Genomic DNA, 16,209 nt, shown 5'->3' with positions numbered 1-16,209 from the left:
TTCCGGCGGCTTCTACCTGACGACCTGCAACTCGCCCACAGCCACCTGCATGTTCGACTGGCGGATCTCTTCGAGCTGCCCGCTCTGGCCGCCGCCCTGCCAGTCGATGGCCCATGTCGACGTCGCCTTCACGGCGTACCTGTCGCCCGGCGCTTCCGCTGACGTCGCGGAATATCGGTGTCCACAGGTTGGTGATTCGGCCATGTCGGCTGAACCCTTGTATGGCGTGCCCGGACCGGCGCATGTCACGGTGGAACCGTCACCCATCCGCCAAACGATCTCCGAAACCTTTGCGGTGGCGGTGACGGTCACGCCACCCGCCGAAGCAGACGCCGTGTTGGGTCCGTACGTCGTGGCGCTCTGGTTCACCCACATCCACACCGGGACACCGACTGTGTACTTGCCTGTCGCGCGGGGACTGGCGATGTCCGGACCTTCGAGGCGCATCTTGTCCACGACCTGCTCGGCGACGACTGCGGGGTCAATCGCTGGAGGGTCCTGCCCGGGATCTGCGCCGACGAATTGGATGTCGACGAGTCCGTCTTGCTCATCGGCGACGCACACTCGCTCGTACACGGCTTTTCCGTCCCGGTAGTACTCGCTGCCGGGCGGTGGTTGCGGGTCCATCCTGCGTACATGGCAGTCCTGGACTGCCTTCTTGTTGCCGGAGCTGGGTTCAGTGCCCTTCTTGTCTCCACCACCGTTGTGATCACCGCCCTTACCAGGGACGTTCACACCGACGCAGAACGACACAAGGTCGCAGCTGCCCTTGCTGATGTCCGGATCATCGGCTGCATGCGTGGCTGACGCCGCGGTGGCGACTAATGTGCAGGTCAAAGCGATAACAGTGGCGCCCCTTGTCAGCATGACCGGTCCTCAGGCGTCACCTTCACGATGACCCAACGCCCGTACCACTTCTCGGCCACCGCTTTGGTGACGTACTTGGTCAGCCGGTCGTCGGGAAGCGTCGCCTCTGCACCGCTGGACTGCTGCACGAGCGTCCACTCCGACACGTCAGTGCAGTCGCTGATGGTTCCCTGCGGTACTTTCCGGTTGGTCTCGACCGACGTCACCTCTGGCGCCAGGTCTGGCTTGCCCGTTGCTACGAGACCCTTTGCCTTGAGCGCCTGCACTTCCGTCTCGGCCGTGGTGAACGCCTCAGCCACGGCGTACTTCTTCAGATCCGTGCCCTGCACGCTCGCTTTGGCGTACGCCTTGACCTTCTCTTCCCAGAACCGGTTGTAGGACTGCAGGACAGCGCGCTTGTGCGCCGCTTGCGGATCTTCACTCTCGGATGCGGACGCGCTGGGTGTCGTGGATGACTGGGAGGGGGCGGAGGACGGGGATGCAGGGCCCTTAGCGCTCTCACCGCTTCCGCAGGCAGTCAGTGCAATTGCGGCACACAGCGCGATCGACGCGGCAGCGAGCCTTCGGAGACGGACTGCAGTGCAGTGCGCGCGGTCATTCACGGTGCCTCCCCGTTCGGCGCGGTGGTGGGGCCCGCCTGCGGTCTGGTCCGTGGGTGGTGGGCAGCCCAGCTCCGCAGCCTGGTACAGCTGTGGTGAGCGGTGCGTGACCGCAAGATTACGCATATGCCAGAGAACTTCTTGGCTCGGAAAGTGAGTTCCCTCGTACATCTCGGGACGTATCCAGTCACATTCGAGGCCGGATGACTTGATTCCGTTTGTATATCGGCACATTTGGTGGTCTTCGCGTGGACGGTGGGGATCCCGATGACGCGACGGAGACTCGTCCGCGCGGTCTGCTGACAGCAACGCCTGCGGCGTGGGACAGGCTGGGCACTGCTTCTCGACGAGTGCCTCGTTCTCGTGGCCCAGAGCCGCTCGGTCTGCCGGTGCAGCCTCACAGCTCGGTCCACGGTCGTGACTGGCCGCCGCCCAGAGGTACCCGGACGTCGCCGGTCGGCCCTGCGCCTCGATGTCGTCCAACACCGCAGCTCCCAGGGGCACGGTGCGAGCCATCGTGGCGACGAGGGGATGTTGGGCTGTCATGGCCTGCAGGTCGCTGATCCGGTTGTCCAGGACCTGCCGGGAGCCGCCGGTGAGGACGAACAGGATGCGGGGGAAGACGGGGTACCAGCGCAGCCAGGCAGGCCCGGGAAGGGCCGGCTGGCGGGAGCGGTTCTGTCCCAGCGGTTGTGGTTCATACGACCACAGGCGGGCGTAGTCGATCAGTTTCGAGGCGAGGCGTTCACTGCTCATGGTGGTGCGGTCGACCTCGACGAAGGCCCGGAGTTTGGTCCGCTGCCCCGGGCCGGTGAGGGTGTAGTGCAGCAGCGCGTCCGCGATGACCTTCTCCCCGTCGCCGAGAGAGTGGGACACCTCGGGTGTCCAGTCCAGGAAACCGTGCTCGTCCTCGCGCTCGCGGGCGTCGGCCACGAATGCCAGGTGGGTGCGCAGCACCGTCAGCGTGTGAGGGGTCTTCAGCGAGGCGGCGGTGGTGGAGGTGATCGGGTAGGCCGGCCGGCCCCGCAGGGCGGGGAAGTCCTTCACCATCCGGACCCCGTCACCGGTCAGATACCAGGCGCGCATCCCGCGGGAGCGGGGCAGCACCGTGCAGTCGACCAGGCCCTGGCGGCGCAGCTCATTGAGTGGGGTGTTGACGGTCTGGCGTCTGGCAGCGGGGCGGAGCAGGGCCTGGAGCTGACCGGTGGTGGCCATCCGGTGCTGCCCCAGTGCGGTCAGAATCTGGTTCGGGAGCGGTTCGACAGGGCTGGGGACATGCGCAGGAAGGGCGGGCGTGGCCTGGGCGGTGGTGGTCACTTGTAGGTCTTCTCCTGGCTGTCTGGTGTGGTGGTGGGGGTGAGCTGGGCGAGGAAGGCGTTGACCCGGCCGATCTGGCTGCGGGCGCGGGTGGTGAGTTTGTCCAGGGGCGCGGTGCCGGCCGTGGTGCGGGCGGCGCGCTCGAACGCCGCGGCGTTGTCGGGGCGGGCGTAGGCGGCGAAGACGTCGTCGAGGTGCGGTCCCGTGATCTTGACCGGGCCGACCCGGCGGCCCTTGACCGTCAGCGACATGTAGTGGTCGAACCGGTCCAGGGCGGCGACGACGTCGGGCCCGGGCTGGTCGCCCCATTCGGCGGTGACGGGTGCGATGGCGGGCTGAGAGCCGGCGGTGGAGGCGAGGGTGGAGGCGTTCTGCACCAGGGACAGCCGCACCGGGCCCGGGAGACGGGCGAGGAGCTGGGTCATGCCGTGGACGTGGACCCGGTACTTGCGGAAGTCCTCGAACATGCTCGCGATCGTTTCGGGTGCGGCTCCGGTGAGCGTGATCAGCTCGTCGAAGTAGGCGCGGAACGGCACCCGCCGGGCTTCAGGCAGATCGCGGCGGGAGCGGACGGCTCGCAGCAAATCCCGGGCCAACAGTGCGGTGATGAGCCGGTCGGTGGGCCCGTTGCCGCCCGGGCATACCCACACGATCATTTGGGAGTCCATGGCGGTGCGGATGTTGTAGACGCCGGCCGGCTGGCCGAGGAAGGCGCGGGTGACGGGGTTGGCGGCCAGGCGGGTGAGCGGGTTGAGGACCACGGCGAAGGCATCGGCGGGCAGGGTCGGGAAGACCGTGTGCCACCAGGCGCGGGTCTCCTCGTCGAGGCGCCCTTCCACGCCGGCCAGTGCCGTGGTGCGGAAGGCGGGGTCGGTGAGCAGGGCCCGCACGTGGAAGAGGGTGGTCTGGTCTTCGGGCCGTCCGGCCTGGCAGGCAGCAAGGTTGACCGCCACCAGTGCCGCGAGGGCGGCGGTGAGGATGGTCAGTGCGCGGGGCGCGGTGGCGTCGTCCCAGCCCAGGGCGGAGGCGAAAGCGTCCGCGGTGGCCTCGACGACCTCGTGGGCGGCCTGGCCGTGGCGCATGTCGAGCGGGTTCCACGAGCTGACCTGCGGGGCGGGCCCATGAGCGCCCAGGTCGATCAGAGCTGTGCGGTTGGCGAGGGTGGTGTGGGCGAGGAAGGGCAGTGCGCGGGGCCAGGAGTCACGGTGCGGGTCGAGGAACATCAGCCCGCCCCCGGCGTGCGCCCAGCCGATCGCCTGCGCGAGGGCCCGCTCGGTCTTGCCGCCGCCCGCCTTGCCCACCCCCACCTCGAACAACGTCTCCCCGGCGTAAGTGGCGACCAGACGACGGCGGCCGTCCGGGCCCTGGTGAATGCCCTGCAGCAGCAACTCAGGGTTGCCGAACTCGAAGGTCGGCAGGTCACCGGCGAGCAGCGGCAGCCGACAGTGCACCGTGGGCGGCTTGAGCAGACCGGTCAGCTCCTCCAGACGCACCCAGTTCGGGCGGGGCGGCCGGCAGTGCCCCAAGTCCCAGCGGCGCTCGAAGCCGCGCCGGCTGGGCCAGCGGTCCGCCCCCAGCCGCCACGGCCCCAGGTGCCAGCCGCGCATCGCCCACCGCGAGCCACCGCCGAACACGTCCAGGGCGGCCTGGAGCTGAGCGAGCCGTGCTTCGGCCCGCCCCTCGGTGTCGGAGGCACACATCACCAGCAGCTGCACGCGCACCAGATGGTCGTCGTCGGCGAGCTTCCCCAACGCCTCCGCCGGTTCCACCCGGCGCGGCACCGGCGGCATCACCAGCCGCCGACCACCCGCCCCGCCCCCGCCCGACGTGCCGCCAATCAGCTGCTGCAGCTGCCGGCCCAGCGAGTCCTCCACCCCGCCGGCGTCCTGACGCAGCCACCGGGCCGCCCGCTGCGCTTCACGCCGCTCACGGCGGCGGGCGTCCGACATCAGCTGAATGCGCCTGGCCCGCAGCGTCCACTTCGGGGCGCGCTGGATGTCGAGCCGCAGTTCGGCCAGGTCTCCCAGGCCGGCCCGCAGGTCGGAAACGGCATCGACCAGGGGCTGCAGCGGATCCGGATCGAGCGGAACGTCCCGCAGAGGGGCCGTGGGCTTCCCCCGCAAGATGAACTCGGCCCGCACCACATGCTTGCGCGGCTTGTCGGCGACCGGGCGGCCGCGCTTTACGGTGACGGCCGGCCCGAACGGCGTGATGGACAGGAGCCGCTCACCGCCCGCGGGGCCTTCGATGCGGTAGCGCAGCGGGCTGGAGCCGTCGGCGCGCAACCTGACCTGCACGGCCTTGGTACGGCGTGGTGCCCACCACGGCATGGACGTGGACGCCCGGGCGAGCTGCACCCCGCGCCTGAAGATCTCCTCCAGGCCGGGATCGAAGTGCCGGGCCGGCACGAGTTCCAGTGCCATCCGTTCGGCGGAGGCCTTGCGTGCCAGGCGGCGCAGGATCCACTCGGCCAGCGCCCAGCACCCGGCGACGAGCAGGCCAAGGAGATACCAGTGGGTGAGCAGCCACCCGGCGATGTCGACCAGGCCGGACAGCAGGCCGATGGCCTCGCCGACTGGTGTGGCGAGGGTCAAGTGCGGGGCTGCGGGGTCCACGCGGGCTCCCCTTTCTTGGTCGGGGTGGTGCGAGTGAAGCGGAGGTCGGTGATGCGGCCGTCGGTGTGGGCGCCGCCGCGGTCGGTGCCCGCCCAGACCAGGTGCACCACGGCCCGGTCTCGGGCACCGTCCTGGCGGGCGACGGCGGCCTGGATACGGAAGCGAGCGGTGGCGAACGCCGGCGGCGCACCCTGTCCGGCGGCGCCGAAGTAGGCGGGCCAGCGGTCGCGGCCGGCACCGGTCGCGTCGGCGCGCAGCAGTGCGCGGCCGGCGGTGAGCAGCTGCCGCTCGTCGATGGCGTCGAGGTCGGCCGGCCAGGCGGTGTCCAGGGTCTGCTGGATGGCCCGGTCGCCCGCCGCCCCCTCGCCGTGCGGCGGCAGCGCCGACACGGACACCGACGCTGAAGGTGCCGGGCCGGAAGGCGACGAGGCTGCGGCATTCTCGGGCGTGCTCCTGGCGGCAGGCTGCGCGCTCGAGGAAGAAGGCGACGGGTGCCCGTTGGGGAAGGTGGCCGCCTGGCGCGCCGGGGTGGCGGCCTCCCGGGGACCGGACTGGCCCGGCCACGTCAGCACGGCCGCCCCCACTACCGCGAGAATGAGGGTGGCGGTCAGCAGCACGCGCGGTGTGCGGGGTACGGGTGTGGTCATAGCAGGCGGGCTCCTCCCGCGTAGCCGGACATCGCGTCGACCGCGTCCAGTCGGACGGCCGTTCCGGGACGGGCGGCGTTGACCATCTGCCCTGAGCCGAGGTAGATCCCGACGTGGTAGATCGTGGAGTCGCGGCCGGGGGCGTAGGCGTAGAAGACGAGGTCACCGGGCTTGAGCGCCCGCGTTCCCGCGCTCGCGGGGATCCGCTGACCGAGACTGGCCTGGGCGGCCGCGGTGCGCGGCAGGCGGATTTCGGCCTTCGCGTAGGCGTAGGTGGTCAGCCCCGAGCAGTCGAATCCCCGGATGTCCGTCCCGCTTTTGCCGCTGGGGGAGCAGCAGATGCCGGTGCTGGGTCCCTTCGCGTTGCCGCCGCCCCACGAGTACGGGACGCCCCGCTGGGCGAGCGCCGCCTCGATGACGGTTCGGACGTTTCCGGTGACGTTGTCCAGGGCCGGGCTTTTGGCGGCGGCGGTGTACTGGTCGATCCAGCCGCGCACGTTGGCGACGTACTCGGTGGACCGGTTGTACTGGAAGATCGCTGCCCTCAGCTGGGACTCCTGGGCCAGGTCACGTCCGTTGCCGCAGAGGTAGACCGCGGCGCTGAGCGCGGCGTCGTCGGCGTTGTGCGGATCGGCAATCTTGTCGCCGCCTGCGTCCTGGCCGACGCCGGCCCAGGTGGAGGGCAGGAATTGGAAGGGCCCGACGGCGCGTTCGCCGGTGGCGGTGCCGTCCCAGCGGCCGCCGTCCGTGTCCGGGAAGACCGTGGTGTTTCCGCCCGTACCGGAGCCGTTGAGGAGGATCCCGTAGATCTTGGGCCGGATGCCGCCGTCGGCGGTGACACTGCGGCCGGTGGCGTGGTTGGACTCGACCTTGGCGATGCCGGCGAGGATCGGCCAGCGCATGCCCCGGCACTTCGGCACGTGCTTGCCGACCTGCTGGGCCGCGTTCTGGTAGGCGGTGAGCATCCGCGGCGGGATGTCGGCGACACGGCCGCCCCCGGCGGTCCCGCCGCCGTCGTCGCGTGTCCCGGTGGCCAGGGCCACGTACGCGCCCACCGAGTTGGCGATCGGGGCCGCGCAGCACACCGCACCGAACAACAGCAGCAGCCCGGCGCACCCCCACCGCGCGAGGCGGCGACGCCGCCGGACGGGCCTCACGCTTGTTCACCCCGTTCGTCTGATCCGTCATCCGGCTGGGGGCGTTCGCGGCGCACACGCTCGGCCTCGGGCGCCGTCCGGCGCATCAGCTCCTGCATCCGCTCCCGCGCCTGCTCCCGTGCCTGGCTGCGGGCTCTGCCACCGCCGGGCAGGACGGGGCCACCGTGGTCGCGCTGCGGCATCGGCTCGCGGCCCGCCCGGCGCACCGGCGGCGCCGGGTGCTGTTGTGCTCTGCTCTCGGACGGGGCTGCACCGGGCCGGCCGGAGGCCGGCATGCCTCGGGAAGCCGCGGAGGGCTCTGAGGGGCGTGAAGGATCGGGGCGCGGGGTCGTTGTGGGGCCGGTCGTGGGTCGTGGTGTGGGTGTGGTTGGCAGGCGGCGTCCGGCGAACGGTCCGGAACCACCGCGGTCGTCGGTGTTTTCCCTCAGGGTGCGGGAGACGTGGCGGCCCGTGGCCGTCCACGCCCGGCCGTCTTCGCGGGCGGTGTTGCCCCACACTCGTACCTGTTGGCGGGCGTCCTGGGCGTAGCGAGAGCGGCCCTCTCGCAGGCGCTGCACGTTCTCCGGCAGACCGGCCGTTGCCCCGTAGGCGGCGCGGCCACTGCGGTGGAGGATGCGGTAGCCGCGCAAGCGGACCAGCCGATTGTGGGCGCGGGTCGACAGCAGGGTGCGGTCGCTGTTCTGGTCGTGCAGTACCTCACCGGTGCGGCGGTCGACGATCTGGCCGTCCTCGTTGCGGTAGCGGTCGGGGGGACCGCCGGGACGGCGCGGCCCTTGGCCGGTTGCTCCCCCTGCGGCTGCGTCGTCCGGCCCGCCGTGCGGGGTGCTCTCGTCGGGGCCGCCGTCAGCGGCGGCCTTGCGCCACCGTGCCAGTTGCTCCTTGTCCGGCCGCCGGCCGATGAGCAGCCAGTGCGAGCCCTTGGCACCGATGCGTACCCCGGCGCCGCCGACGGCCGCGGCCGCCGTCAGCGGGGCGAGCCCGCGCCCGGCTTCAGCTGCGGCATCGGACAGGATCCGGCCGGTGTCCACCGGCATGCCCGCCCCCTCGACGAGGGAGCCGAGCGCGCCCATCAGCCGCTGCCGGGTGCCGAGCATCCCGAACCGGCCGCCCCCACCGCCGGTGAACGAACGCAACCCGCCGCCGCTGTATCCGCCGAGGACGGCGGGCGAGTTCATGGCGAGGGCGGCGCCGAGTTCGGAGGTGTCGCCGGGCATATGGGTGCCGCCGACCTTGGCGTACCGCATCCGCATCGCCATGCGCCGGCCGAAGGAGGCGATGCCGGTCAGCAGCCTGCGATGTCCGGCCGCGCCGGCGATGGCCAGCACGTCGATGAGCAGGATCCGCTCCACCATCAGGTCGGGGCCGTCGGTGATGGTGGCATCGACGGCGATCCCGAAGAAGGGGATGAACGCGCAGATCCCGACCACGGCCAGGACCGCGATCCCCCACAGCGACAGCCACTTCCACACCGACTGCCGCGGCGGCCCCGGCAGCATGCCCGCGACGAAGGCGACACCGCCCGCGGCGGCGGCCGCCGCGCACACGCCCTGGGTGCCCAGCAGCACGACAGCGGAGGAGAGCAGCATGCCGCAGAGGAACAGGGCGCCGATCACCAGCAGCAGCGCGCCACCGACCCGCCACCAGGTGGGCTTCTCGGCGTACGCAGCGCAGGCTTCGCCGACCTCCCCGGCCTTCTTCAGGTCCGCCAGGAACGCGGAGAACTCCTGCTCCTCTTCCGACGGCACGAGCGCTTCATTCAGCAGCTCGGAGCCCGGGCCGAACGACAATGGGAGGCTGTCGGGAGGATCTTCACCACTGCGGCCACCTCCCTCCTCTCCCCGTTCGCAGTACGCCTTGGCGGGTCCCTTGATCAGGTCGCAGTGGTCGTCCCTTCCCTTCTCCGAGCCCCTGGCCTTTCCTGCCTTGTAGCCACCGGAGACCCACTTGAGGTGGACGGCGTAGGCCTTGCGGTCGGCTTCCTTGGCCGGGTCGAGGATCCGCCCGTACTGCAGGAGCATGTACGGCTTGACGATCAGCGCGTTGGTGACCGAGTCCTGGATCGGGCGGGCCACCTCCTGCGCAGAGACGGGCCCCGCCTCTTCCTCCTCGATGCACTTGAGTTCCTGCCGGCCGGCCATCCCGTCACAAGGGCCCTTGCTGGCGATCTTGCCGCCCCAGTCGTAGGCGTTCACGCTGCGCTGCGCGACCTCGGCGCCCACCTGCTGCGCCTGGCCGAGCGGGCCGTCGGCGGCCAGCAGGTAGTCGGGACGGACGAACGCCGAGGCGGCGAACGCCGCGATCAGCAGGGTCAGGAAGATCTCCCCCAGACCGCGGCTGACCCGACCCCTCACGAGCATGAAGCCGCCGAACACGAACGCCCACGCCAGCAGCAGCCCTTTCAGCCCGAGCGCGTCGACGACCACATCGCTGTAGGCGTCGGCGACTTCCTGTGCCGGCCGGGCGAGGATCTTCAGCAGCGGGAACCGGAAGGCCACCTCGATCGCCCACCCGGCCAGCCCGGCCAGCAGCCGGATCAGGGTGAAAACGCCCGACAGGGCGAACGCGAGAGCCTGCGTCTTGAAGGCGACGATGGAGCCGCCCTCGGCGTTCAGCTCGTAGCCGTTGATCGGCACGCCCTCGGAGGAGGTGATGTTCAGCGGCGCCAGAAGGTCACCGGTCTCGCTGCTGCTGCCGGCCGCATACACGACCTGGCTGTTGACCATCACGAACACGACCGCGAGCAGCACCGTGGTGGCGGCAGAGCGGAGCGTGCCGGGACTGGGACGACGTGCCATGGTCAGACCTGCCCGCTCTTCACGCCCACGGAATCAGCCGGCGGCTCGGGCACGTCGGCCGGAGAGTTTGAACCGCGGTGCCCGGGCGTGGTCGTGATGGACCCGTCGATTCGGGCGATGCGGGGGATGACGGTCTTGACCCGGCCGGTGTTCTGCCGCGGGCAGGTCAGCAGGAACTCGCCTTCTCTGCCTCGGTGGCCGACGGGGGACAGCCCGCTGGTCACCAGCCGCACCAGTTCCTCGTCGTCGGGGTTGAGGCCGATGAACTGCAGGCCGCGGCGGGCGCGTACCCGGTCGGTGGTGCGGGCCAGCGCCCGGTAGGCCATCAGGCCGCGGTCCGGGCCGAGTTCCTCGGCGTCGTGGGAACCGGCGATCAGGCCGGCGCCGTGCTTGCGGCCGTCGTGGAGGATCTCGTGCACGAGAGCGGTCCCCTCGGCCGACGAGGTGAGCCAGTACAGCTCGTCCAGGACGACGGCGGTGAACCGCTGCGGGTCCTCGAACGCGGTCTGCCGCGCGAGCGCCGCGATCAGATAGAGCACCGCGCGGCCGATGAGAGCCTCGAGCGGCTGCTGATGCAGGACCTCGGGGTTGTCGAAGGCGGCCTTGGGCGGCAGCTTCAGCCCCGCCGTGGTGATCACGATCATGTCCAAGGCGCTGGAGGCGTCCAGCCTGACCGGCGGCAGCGCGGGATCGAACACCATCCCTGCCAGCGGGTTGGAGGCCACGACCCGGATGAGGCCGGCGAGGGTGGCGGCCGCGTCCTGCCGCTTGCCCGCCTCGCGCGTGCTCATCTCCTCGAGTACGTCCAGCACGCGCTGCATGGACGGCTTGTCGCCGGCGGCGGCTCGCTCGACAGCGTGGTGGAGGGCCTCACCGCCGGTGCTCATCGGGCCGATCCCGAGCTGGAGGGTGAGGTAGGACAGGGCGTAGTGGCGGCCCTCCGGCCCGTCGAACATCCGCAGCGGGTCGATGGACACCTCGGCCCGGGCGGCGTCGACGATCTGCACCCGGCCCTGGGCGGCGCTGCGGGCGAACGTGGCCCACTCACGCACCGGGGTCCGGTCGATGCAGATCGCGCAGCCGCCGCGCGCCCACACGGCCTCCGCGATCAGCTTCTGCAGCACGCTCTTGCCCGCGCCGAGGTCCCCGACGATCCCCATCGAAGCCGACGCGTCCTGCTTGGGCGCGTCCGCGACGTTGATCATCACGGGGCGAGTGGTACCGCAGTCCAGGTCCAGGCCCAGGAACATCCCGTTCGGATCACCGACTTCCGCGGTGGTGAAGGCGCCGGACAGGGCCCAGTCCTCAGAGACCTGGTGCTGGGTGAACTCCCGCAGCACCCCCGGCCGCGCCGTGCCGGGCAGTCCCAGGGTGAAGAGGGCTTCCTGCAGTCCGGCGGGGCGCACGGCCCGGTAGTCGGCGCCGGAGAGCAGCGCGGTCAGGGCCCGGGCGCGGGCGTCGCACGCAGCGGCGGTCGGCCCCCACACCGTCAGCACCGTGACCGACTGCACCTCCACCTCCACGGAGGTGCGGGACAGGCGGGCGTCCAGCTCGCCCAGATCGCGGGCGGCGTCGGTGAGGGAGGCGGGCATGCCAGTGGGCCGGGCGTCGTACTGGTCGGCCTGGTCGATCAGCTCGTTCTTCTTACGCCGCACCTGGTCCCGCGCCTTCTCCGCCGGCACCAGCGTCAGATCGACGGTGTAGTCGACGGGGAAGTCGAGCATTTCCAGCTGCGCGAACAGATCTGCGGCCTCCGCACCGACCGCGGGCGGGCACTCGGCAAGCGCCAGCTGCGCCTGGTAGCCGACCCCGGCGTCGGTCTCGACCTGCAGCCACCGTCGCCGCAGCGGCGACCCGGTCTGCAACCGCCACCAGGCGGTGCGGCCCGACCGCGTGATGCGGTCCGCGCCCTTGAGTTCGTCGGCGTCGTCCAGGGCGGGGTCGATGCCACCCTCATGCAGGCGCGCCTGGCCGAGGTCGGCGTAGCTGGGAGAGCGCAGCACTCCGCCCTGCACGTGCCCGTCGTACAGGGTGCTGGTCTCGGCTTCGGTCAGCAGCGGTTCCGCCAGGCCGCGGTGCAGGGCGTGCTGCACCATCCACACGATCTCCGCCGGACGGGCCGGACGGAAGCCGATACCCCCGGCGAGCGCGGCCTCCACCCGGGACGCCTGCTCGCGAAACGCGCTCACCTCACGGCGTGCCACCGGAGCAGCCCGCATCCCGAGCACGGGTGCTACCTCCGCCCACATCGCCCCCAGCGACGCAGCCACCTGCCCACCCGCAGCCTCGTTCTGCAGGGGCACCGCCAGCCACAGCGTCCGGCGATGCATCTCCTGGCCCTCCAGCAGATCCAGGGTCGCCTCGACACTCTCCACCCACGGATGCGCCCCCTCGCCCGGTGCCTGCCCGGCGGGCTCGACGCCCTCGATCATCCTGAGGGCGACCTCGCCGGGATCGACCTGCGCGCACAGCCCGAACAGCCGCGGCGCCCCGGACAGCGACCGCACCAGATGCGTGACCTTGGCCAGCTGCTCGTCATGGACCGCGGCAGGCACGTAAGTGCCCTGGACGGTCTCCGCCCGCTGTCCCTTTGCGTCGGGGCCGGGGTGCAGGCGGTAGACGGCCCACACGCTGCCCTGCGTCGACCAGACCAGGTGACCGGCGATGTGACGGACTGGAACCCTCACCGCACACCTCCTGTCTCCTGGACACGGGCCAGCAGCTGCTGGACACCTGGCACCGGCGGCAGAGACACCGGTGCAGGCCGTGTCTGCCGACGGCCGTGGTCGGTTGACGGCCGGCGCACAGCCCCGCGGTCCTTTCGGTGCCGGGGCTCTCCGCGGTCGGCGGCCGGCTCGGCGGCATGCTGTCGCACTTCCGCAGGGACAGCCGGGCAAGCGGCTTCGAGGGTGAAGCCGCCCAGCAGGGGTCGGGCGGCGTGGTCGCGGGCGGCCCTTCCGCCGGTGCGGCTGCCCTGCGGCTGCCAGGCGAGGAGCAGCCAGCCCAGCGTCGCCTGCAGCGGCGCGCGCCCCTTCACCTTGGGCCGGCGCACGGCCCACACGGCCAGCACCCAGGCGACCACCGGAACCGGTCCCATCCACGACCACCAGCTGATGGTCTTGACGAGGAGGAAACCGCCGCCGACGAGGACGGCGATCTGCGCGGGGGTGTAGGGGCCGAGCGGAATCTTCCAGTCGGCGACCTTCCCCAGCACCCACGGATGACGGCGAGCGGTCGTATAAAAGCGCCCGACCCTGTTCGAGGCAGCCGCGCTCACAGTCGGCCTCCCGCATCGTCGGAGCCCACGGGCGCGGCCGGGTCGGTCCCCTCCACGAGTCCCGGGACGGCGGGGGCGCCGTTGGCGGGGTTCTTCACCTCGTCGGTGAACATGTCCGCGAGGCCCTCGCGGGAGTCGTACAGCCCCAGCGCGATGATCATCAGCAGGAGGGCGCCGATCCCGGCCTTCAGGCTGAACCGCTGGACCATGATGACGACGACGAGCACGAGCAGTCCGGCCTGCAGGCCCTTGGTCGCCCAGTCCTCGAACATGCTGATCCAGCTGTCGCCGAGGTCGTCCAGCTGCCCAGCCAGCACCACGCCACCCAACGTGTTCACCGCGCACCCCCGCCCTGCACGCTCCCGGACTCCAGCGCGGCGATGTCCCACCGGCCGGAGCGAGCCGTGAGCGCCAGCTCGTACGCCAGCGGCCACCGGTCGGCGTCATCCCGCGCCTCGGCCTGCACCAGCACATGGACCTTCGCCCCGTCGGCGGGCACCGGCCCGGCAGCCGCGACCTCCTCAACAGCTGACACCTCGCCGACGGCGACCGCCGTGTAGGGGGTGGGGGAGACGGGTGCGAGGTCCACCCCAGGCGCCAGGTAGCGGTCGACCTCGCCGGTGCCGGTGAGGTAGGCGCCGAGAAACTCCCCGATCGTCGACGACAGGGCACCGTCGGACGGAACGCTCACCGAGTACGGCGACTTGGGCGCCGCTGCCCGGGCCGGACCGGCCACCACCCCCGGGGCGCCGGTCACCGCGAACGACGCACCACGCGTGTCGGCGGCGACGGGAACGGCGAAGTAGCGCACCGTGCTGTCGGCGTACTGCGCAGCGACCGTCACGGCCCACGCGCCCCCGTCGCGCTGCACACTGCGCACCGCGGTCACCGACCGGAGTTTCGACTGTGCACCGGCTGCCGGGTCCGGCAGAGCGACGTCCGGGGCGAGGGACTGTGCAAGACGCGCCAGCGCACTGTCTGCCTCGTCCGTGCTGCTGCGCAGCCACGCGTCGAGGAACACCTGCGCATAGCCCGCGGGGTCGGCCGCCACAGGCGTCGTGCGCACCGGGGCCGGCTTGTCGGGGGCGGCGGCCGTCGCGGTGGCCGAGCCGGACGTCACCGCGACGGCCAGGGCGACGGGGCCGGCGGCGATCGCGGTGAACAGCGCCAGACGCGACAGGCGCACGCGCCGCCGCATCTTCTCCAGCTCGACCCCCGCTGCGATGGCGGGGGCGGCCTCGCTGCGCGAGGCCTTCGTGCCCAGAGGCATGGTCAGACTCCCAGGTCAGGAATGGGTGTTGCTGACCTCGAGGAAATCCGTCAGCCCCGACCCGACCACCGACCACACAACCCCGACCACGATCACAGACCGGTCACGAAACCCGTGGTCGGCCCGACCACAGCTCCGACCACGGCCCCCGCAGGCCCACATCGGCCCGGCCACCACCATGGACGGGGCGAGGAGACGTGTGCCGGCACCCGGCACGACTCGGGCGCGGGTCTGCTCTGCGCACCGGCGGACCGACTGTGCAGCCTGAGGCGGTGTGGGTCACCGCTGTGCACTTCACCGCGCATGCCGACTGTGTAGGACCCCCACTCTCGTTGCACAGCCGCCTGCACATTCAGAGCCGGGGGATCTGCGCAGCCGCGGGTGTGCACACTCGCCCACGCGCGAAAGGCCGCTTGGTTGCCCCGACCATGGGGCCGACCATGGCTGGTCAGAGCGCATCTGGTGCAGATCCCGCACGCGTCGCGGGGCAACTGCACATTGAGCGCCAGGAGCGTTGTGCAGCCGGGAGTGTGCATCCCCACCGCCCTCGGGAAACCGCCCTCGGGAAACCCTGTGGTCGGGGTCGGTCATGGGGCCGACCATGGCGGGCCGGTGTCCTTGTTGCCGGATCGTGACCGGTGGTCGGGGGTTGTGGTCGTCTTCCTGGTCGGGGACGGTCGATGGGCTGACCGCCATGGATCTTGTGTGTGTCTCCTCATCCGGTGCCCTGAGGCGGCCCGTTGGCGTGGTCCGGCTGCACGTCCTCAGCGGCCGCGTGTACCGGGTGCGCGGGGAGCTGCGGTGAGTGGCCTCGGGGCAGGGATCCGCCGGGGCGTGATGGCCGCTGATCAGTTCACCCAGATCGCCAACGGCCTGTTCCGTGACGCCCGACTGTCCTACAAGGCGAAGGGGATCTTCGGGTACGTCAGCACGCACCGCAGCGGATGGCGGGTGACGCTCGCCGACCTGGCCCGCCTGGGGCCTGATGGCCGCGACGCGGTGCGCGCCGGTCTGCGAGAACTGGAGGAGCACGGCTACCTGGTCTGTGAGCGCCTGCGCCACCCGGACGGCACCCTCGGCGAGAGCGTCTACTGCATCACCGACCACCCCGCCGTCCTGAGCGATGTGCCGTCCAGGGTGCGCTGTGTGGCTGGAGGCCCGCGGGCAGGGTCTGGCGGTGAGTTCGGTGGGGGGATCCGTCGGGGTGTGATGGCGGGTGATGAGTTCACGCAGATCGCGAACGGCCTGTTCCGTGAGGGCCGGCTGTCCTTCAAGGCGAAGGGGCTGTTCGGGCTGATCTCCACGCACCGGGAGGGCTGGCGGATGAAGGTCACCGATCTTGCCCGCTGCGGCCGGGACGGCGAGGCGGCCGTCAGGAGCGGAGTGAAGGAGTTGGAGCAGCACGGCTTCCTCGTCCGTGAACGCGAGCGCGGTCCGGACGGGACCCTCGGTGCGGTGGTGTACTTCATCACCGACCTGCCAGCCCTGCAAAGTCGCAGGTCACAACCAGCGTCGGGTTTTCCACCGGTGGATGAACCTACGGTGGTTAACCGCCCCGCTAAGAAGACTAAGAGGTCCTAACAAAGGCGTCGGACGTGGCGGTGGGTGATCAGGCAGACGGCGAGGCCGAGGAAGGCTTCGTGGATGTCGTCGCGTCGTTCCCAG

The 16,209-nt window shown here is 71.2% G+C and carries 10 protein-coding genes and 3 pseudogenes; 1 reads left to right on the top strand and 12 read right to left on the bottom strand.

Annotated elements, in window-relative coordinates:
• Positions 1-12: 12 nt before the first annotated feature.
• The 11 genes and pseudogenes from ACZ56V_RS37950 to ACZ56V_RS37900 form a co-directional block, all read right to left on the bottom strand.
• Positions 13-867, bottom strand: coding sequence for an ATP/GTP-binding protein (locus tag ACZ56V_RS37950; protein ID WP_468948239.1), 855 nt, complete (start codon positions 865-867; stop codon positions 13-15).
• Positions 861-1,469 carry a hypothetical protein gene (locus ACZ56V_RS37945; RefSeq protein WP_468948237.1) on the bottom strand — a complete coding sequence of 203 codons (609 nt, stop codon included), beginning with the start codon at positions 1,467-1,469 and terminating at the stop codon, positions 861-863. Before ACZ56V_RS37945 ends, ACZ56V_RS37950 begins: the two co-directional genes overlap by 7 nt.
• A gap of 394 nt (positions 1,470-1,863) precedes the next feature.
• A pseudogene (locus tag ACZ56V_RS37940) lies at positions 1,864-2,783 on the bottom strand (replication-relaxation family protein).
• Complete coding sequence (locus ACZ56V_RS37935; RefSeq protein ID WP_468948235.1) at positions 2,780-5,398, bottom strand: ATP/GTP-binding protein; 2,619 nt, start codon at positions 5,396-5,398, stop codon at positions 2,780-2,782. Before ACZ56V_RS37935 ends, ACZ56V_RS37940 begins: the two are co-directional and overlap by 4 nt.
• Positions 5,374-6,045, bottom strand: coding sequence for a hypothetical protein (locus ACZ56V_RS37930; protein ID WP_468948233.1), 672 nt, complete (start codon positions 6,043-6,045; stop codon positions 5,374-5,376). The genes ACZ56V_RS37935 and ACZ56V_RS37930 overlap by 25 nt, the downstream gene beginning before the upstream one ends.
• Positions 6,042-7,202, bottom strand: a complete 1,161-nt coding sequence (locus ACZ56V_RS37925) for a C40 family peptidase (RefSeq protein ID WP_468948231.1) — start codon at positions 7,200-7,202, stop codon at positions 6,042-6,044. The genes ACZ56V_RS37930 and ACZ56V_RS37925 overlap by 4 nt, the downstream gene beginning before the upstream one ends.
• A complete protein-coding gene (locus tag ACZ56V_RS37920) occupies positions 7,199-9,997 on the bottom strand; it encodes a hypothetical protein (protein ID WP_468948229.1) in 2,799 nt (932 codons plus the stop codon). The genes ACZ56V_RS37925 and ACZ56V_RS37920 overlap by 4 nt, the downstream gene beginning before the upstream one ends.
• A 2-nt stretch (positions 9,998-9,999) precedes the next feature.
• Positions 10,000-12,684: an ATP-binding protein gene (locus ACZ56V_RS37915; RefSeq protein WP_468948227.1), complete on the bottom strand. Its 2,685-nt coding sequence runs from the start codon at positions 12,682-12,684 to the stop codon at positions 10,000-10,002.
• Positions 12,681-13,274 (bottom strand): hypothetical protein, encoded by a 594-nt coding sequence (locus tag ACZ56V_RS37910; protein ID WP_468948225.1) that lies wholly within the window; start codon positions 13,272-13,274, stop codon positions 12,681-12,683. The genes ACZ56V_RS37915 and ACZ56V_RS37910 overlap by 4 nt, the downstream gene beginning before the upstream one ends.
• Positions 13,271-13,612 carry a hypothetical protein gene (locus ACZ56V_RS37905; protein ID WP_468948223.1) on the bottom strand — a complete coding sequence of 114 codons (342 nt, stop codon included), beginning with the start codon at positions 13,610-13,612 and terminating at the stop codon, positions 13,271-13,273. The genes ACZ56V_RS37910 and ACZ56V_RS37905 overlap by 4 nt, the downstream gene beginning before the upstream one ends.
• On the bottom strand, positions 13,609-14,544 hold the full coding sequence (locus ACZ56V_RS37900; RefSeq protein ID WP_468948221.1) for a conjugal transfer protein: 936 nt from the start codon (positions 14,542-14,544) through the stop codon (positions 13,609-13,611). The genes ACZ56V_RS37905 and ACZ56V_RS37900 overlap by 4 nt, the downstream gene beginning before the upstream one ends.
• Before the next feature lie 801 nt (positions 14,545-15,345).
• Here ACZ56V_RS37900 and ACZ56V_RS37895 point away from each other — a divergent pair.
• A pseudogene (locus ACZ56V_RS37895) lies at positions 15,346-16,119 on the top strand (hypothetical protein); the annotation flags it as partial.
• A gap of 2 nt (positions 16,120-16,121) precedes the next feature.
• On the opposite strand, the pseudogene ACZ56V_RS37890 reads toward ACZ56V_RS37895, so the two are convergent.
• Positions 16,122-16,209 (bottom strand): annotated as a pseudogene (locus ACZ56V_RS37890) (IS5/IS1182 family transposase); the annotation flags it as partial.

The sequence above is a fragment of the Streptomyces sp. NPDC034099 genome, assembly GCF_055575415.1.
The sequence above is the reverse complement of the archived record's forward strand: the minus strand, read 5'-3'. Positions and strand labels throughout refer to the sequence as shown.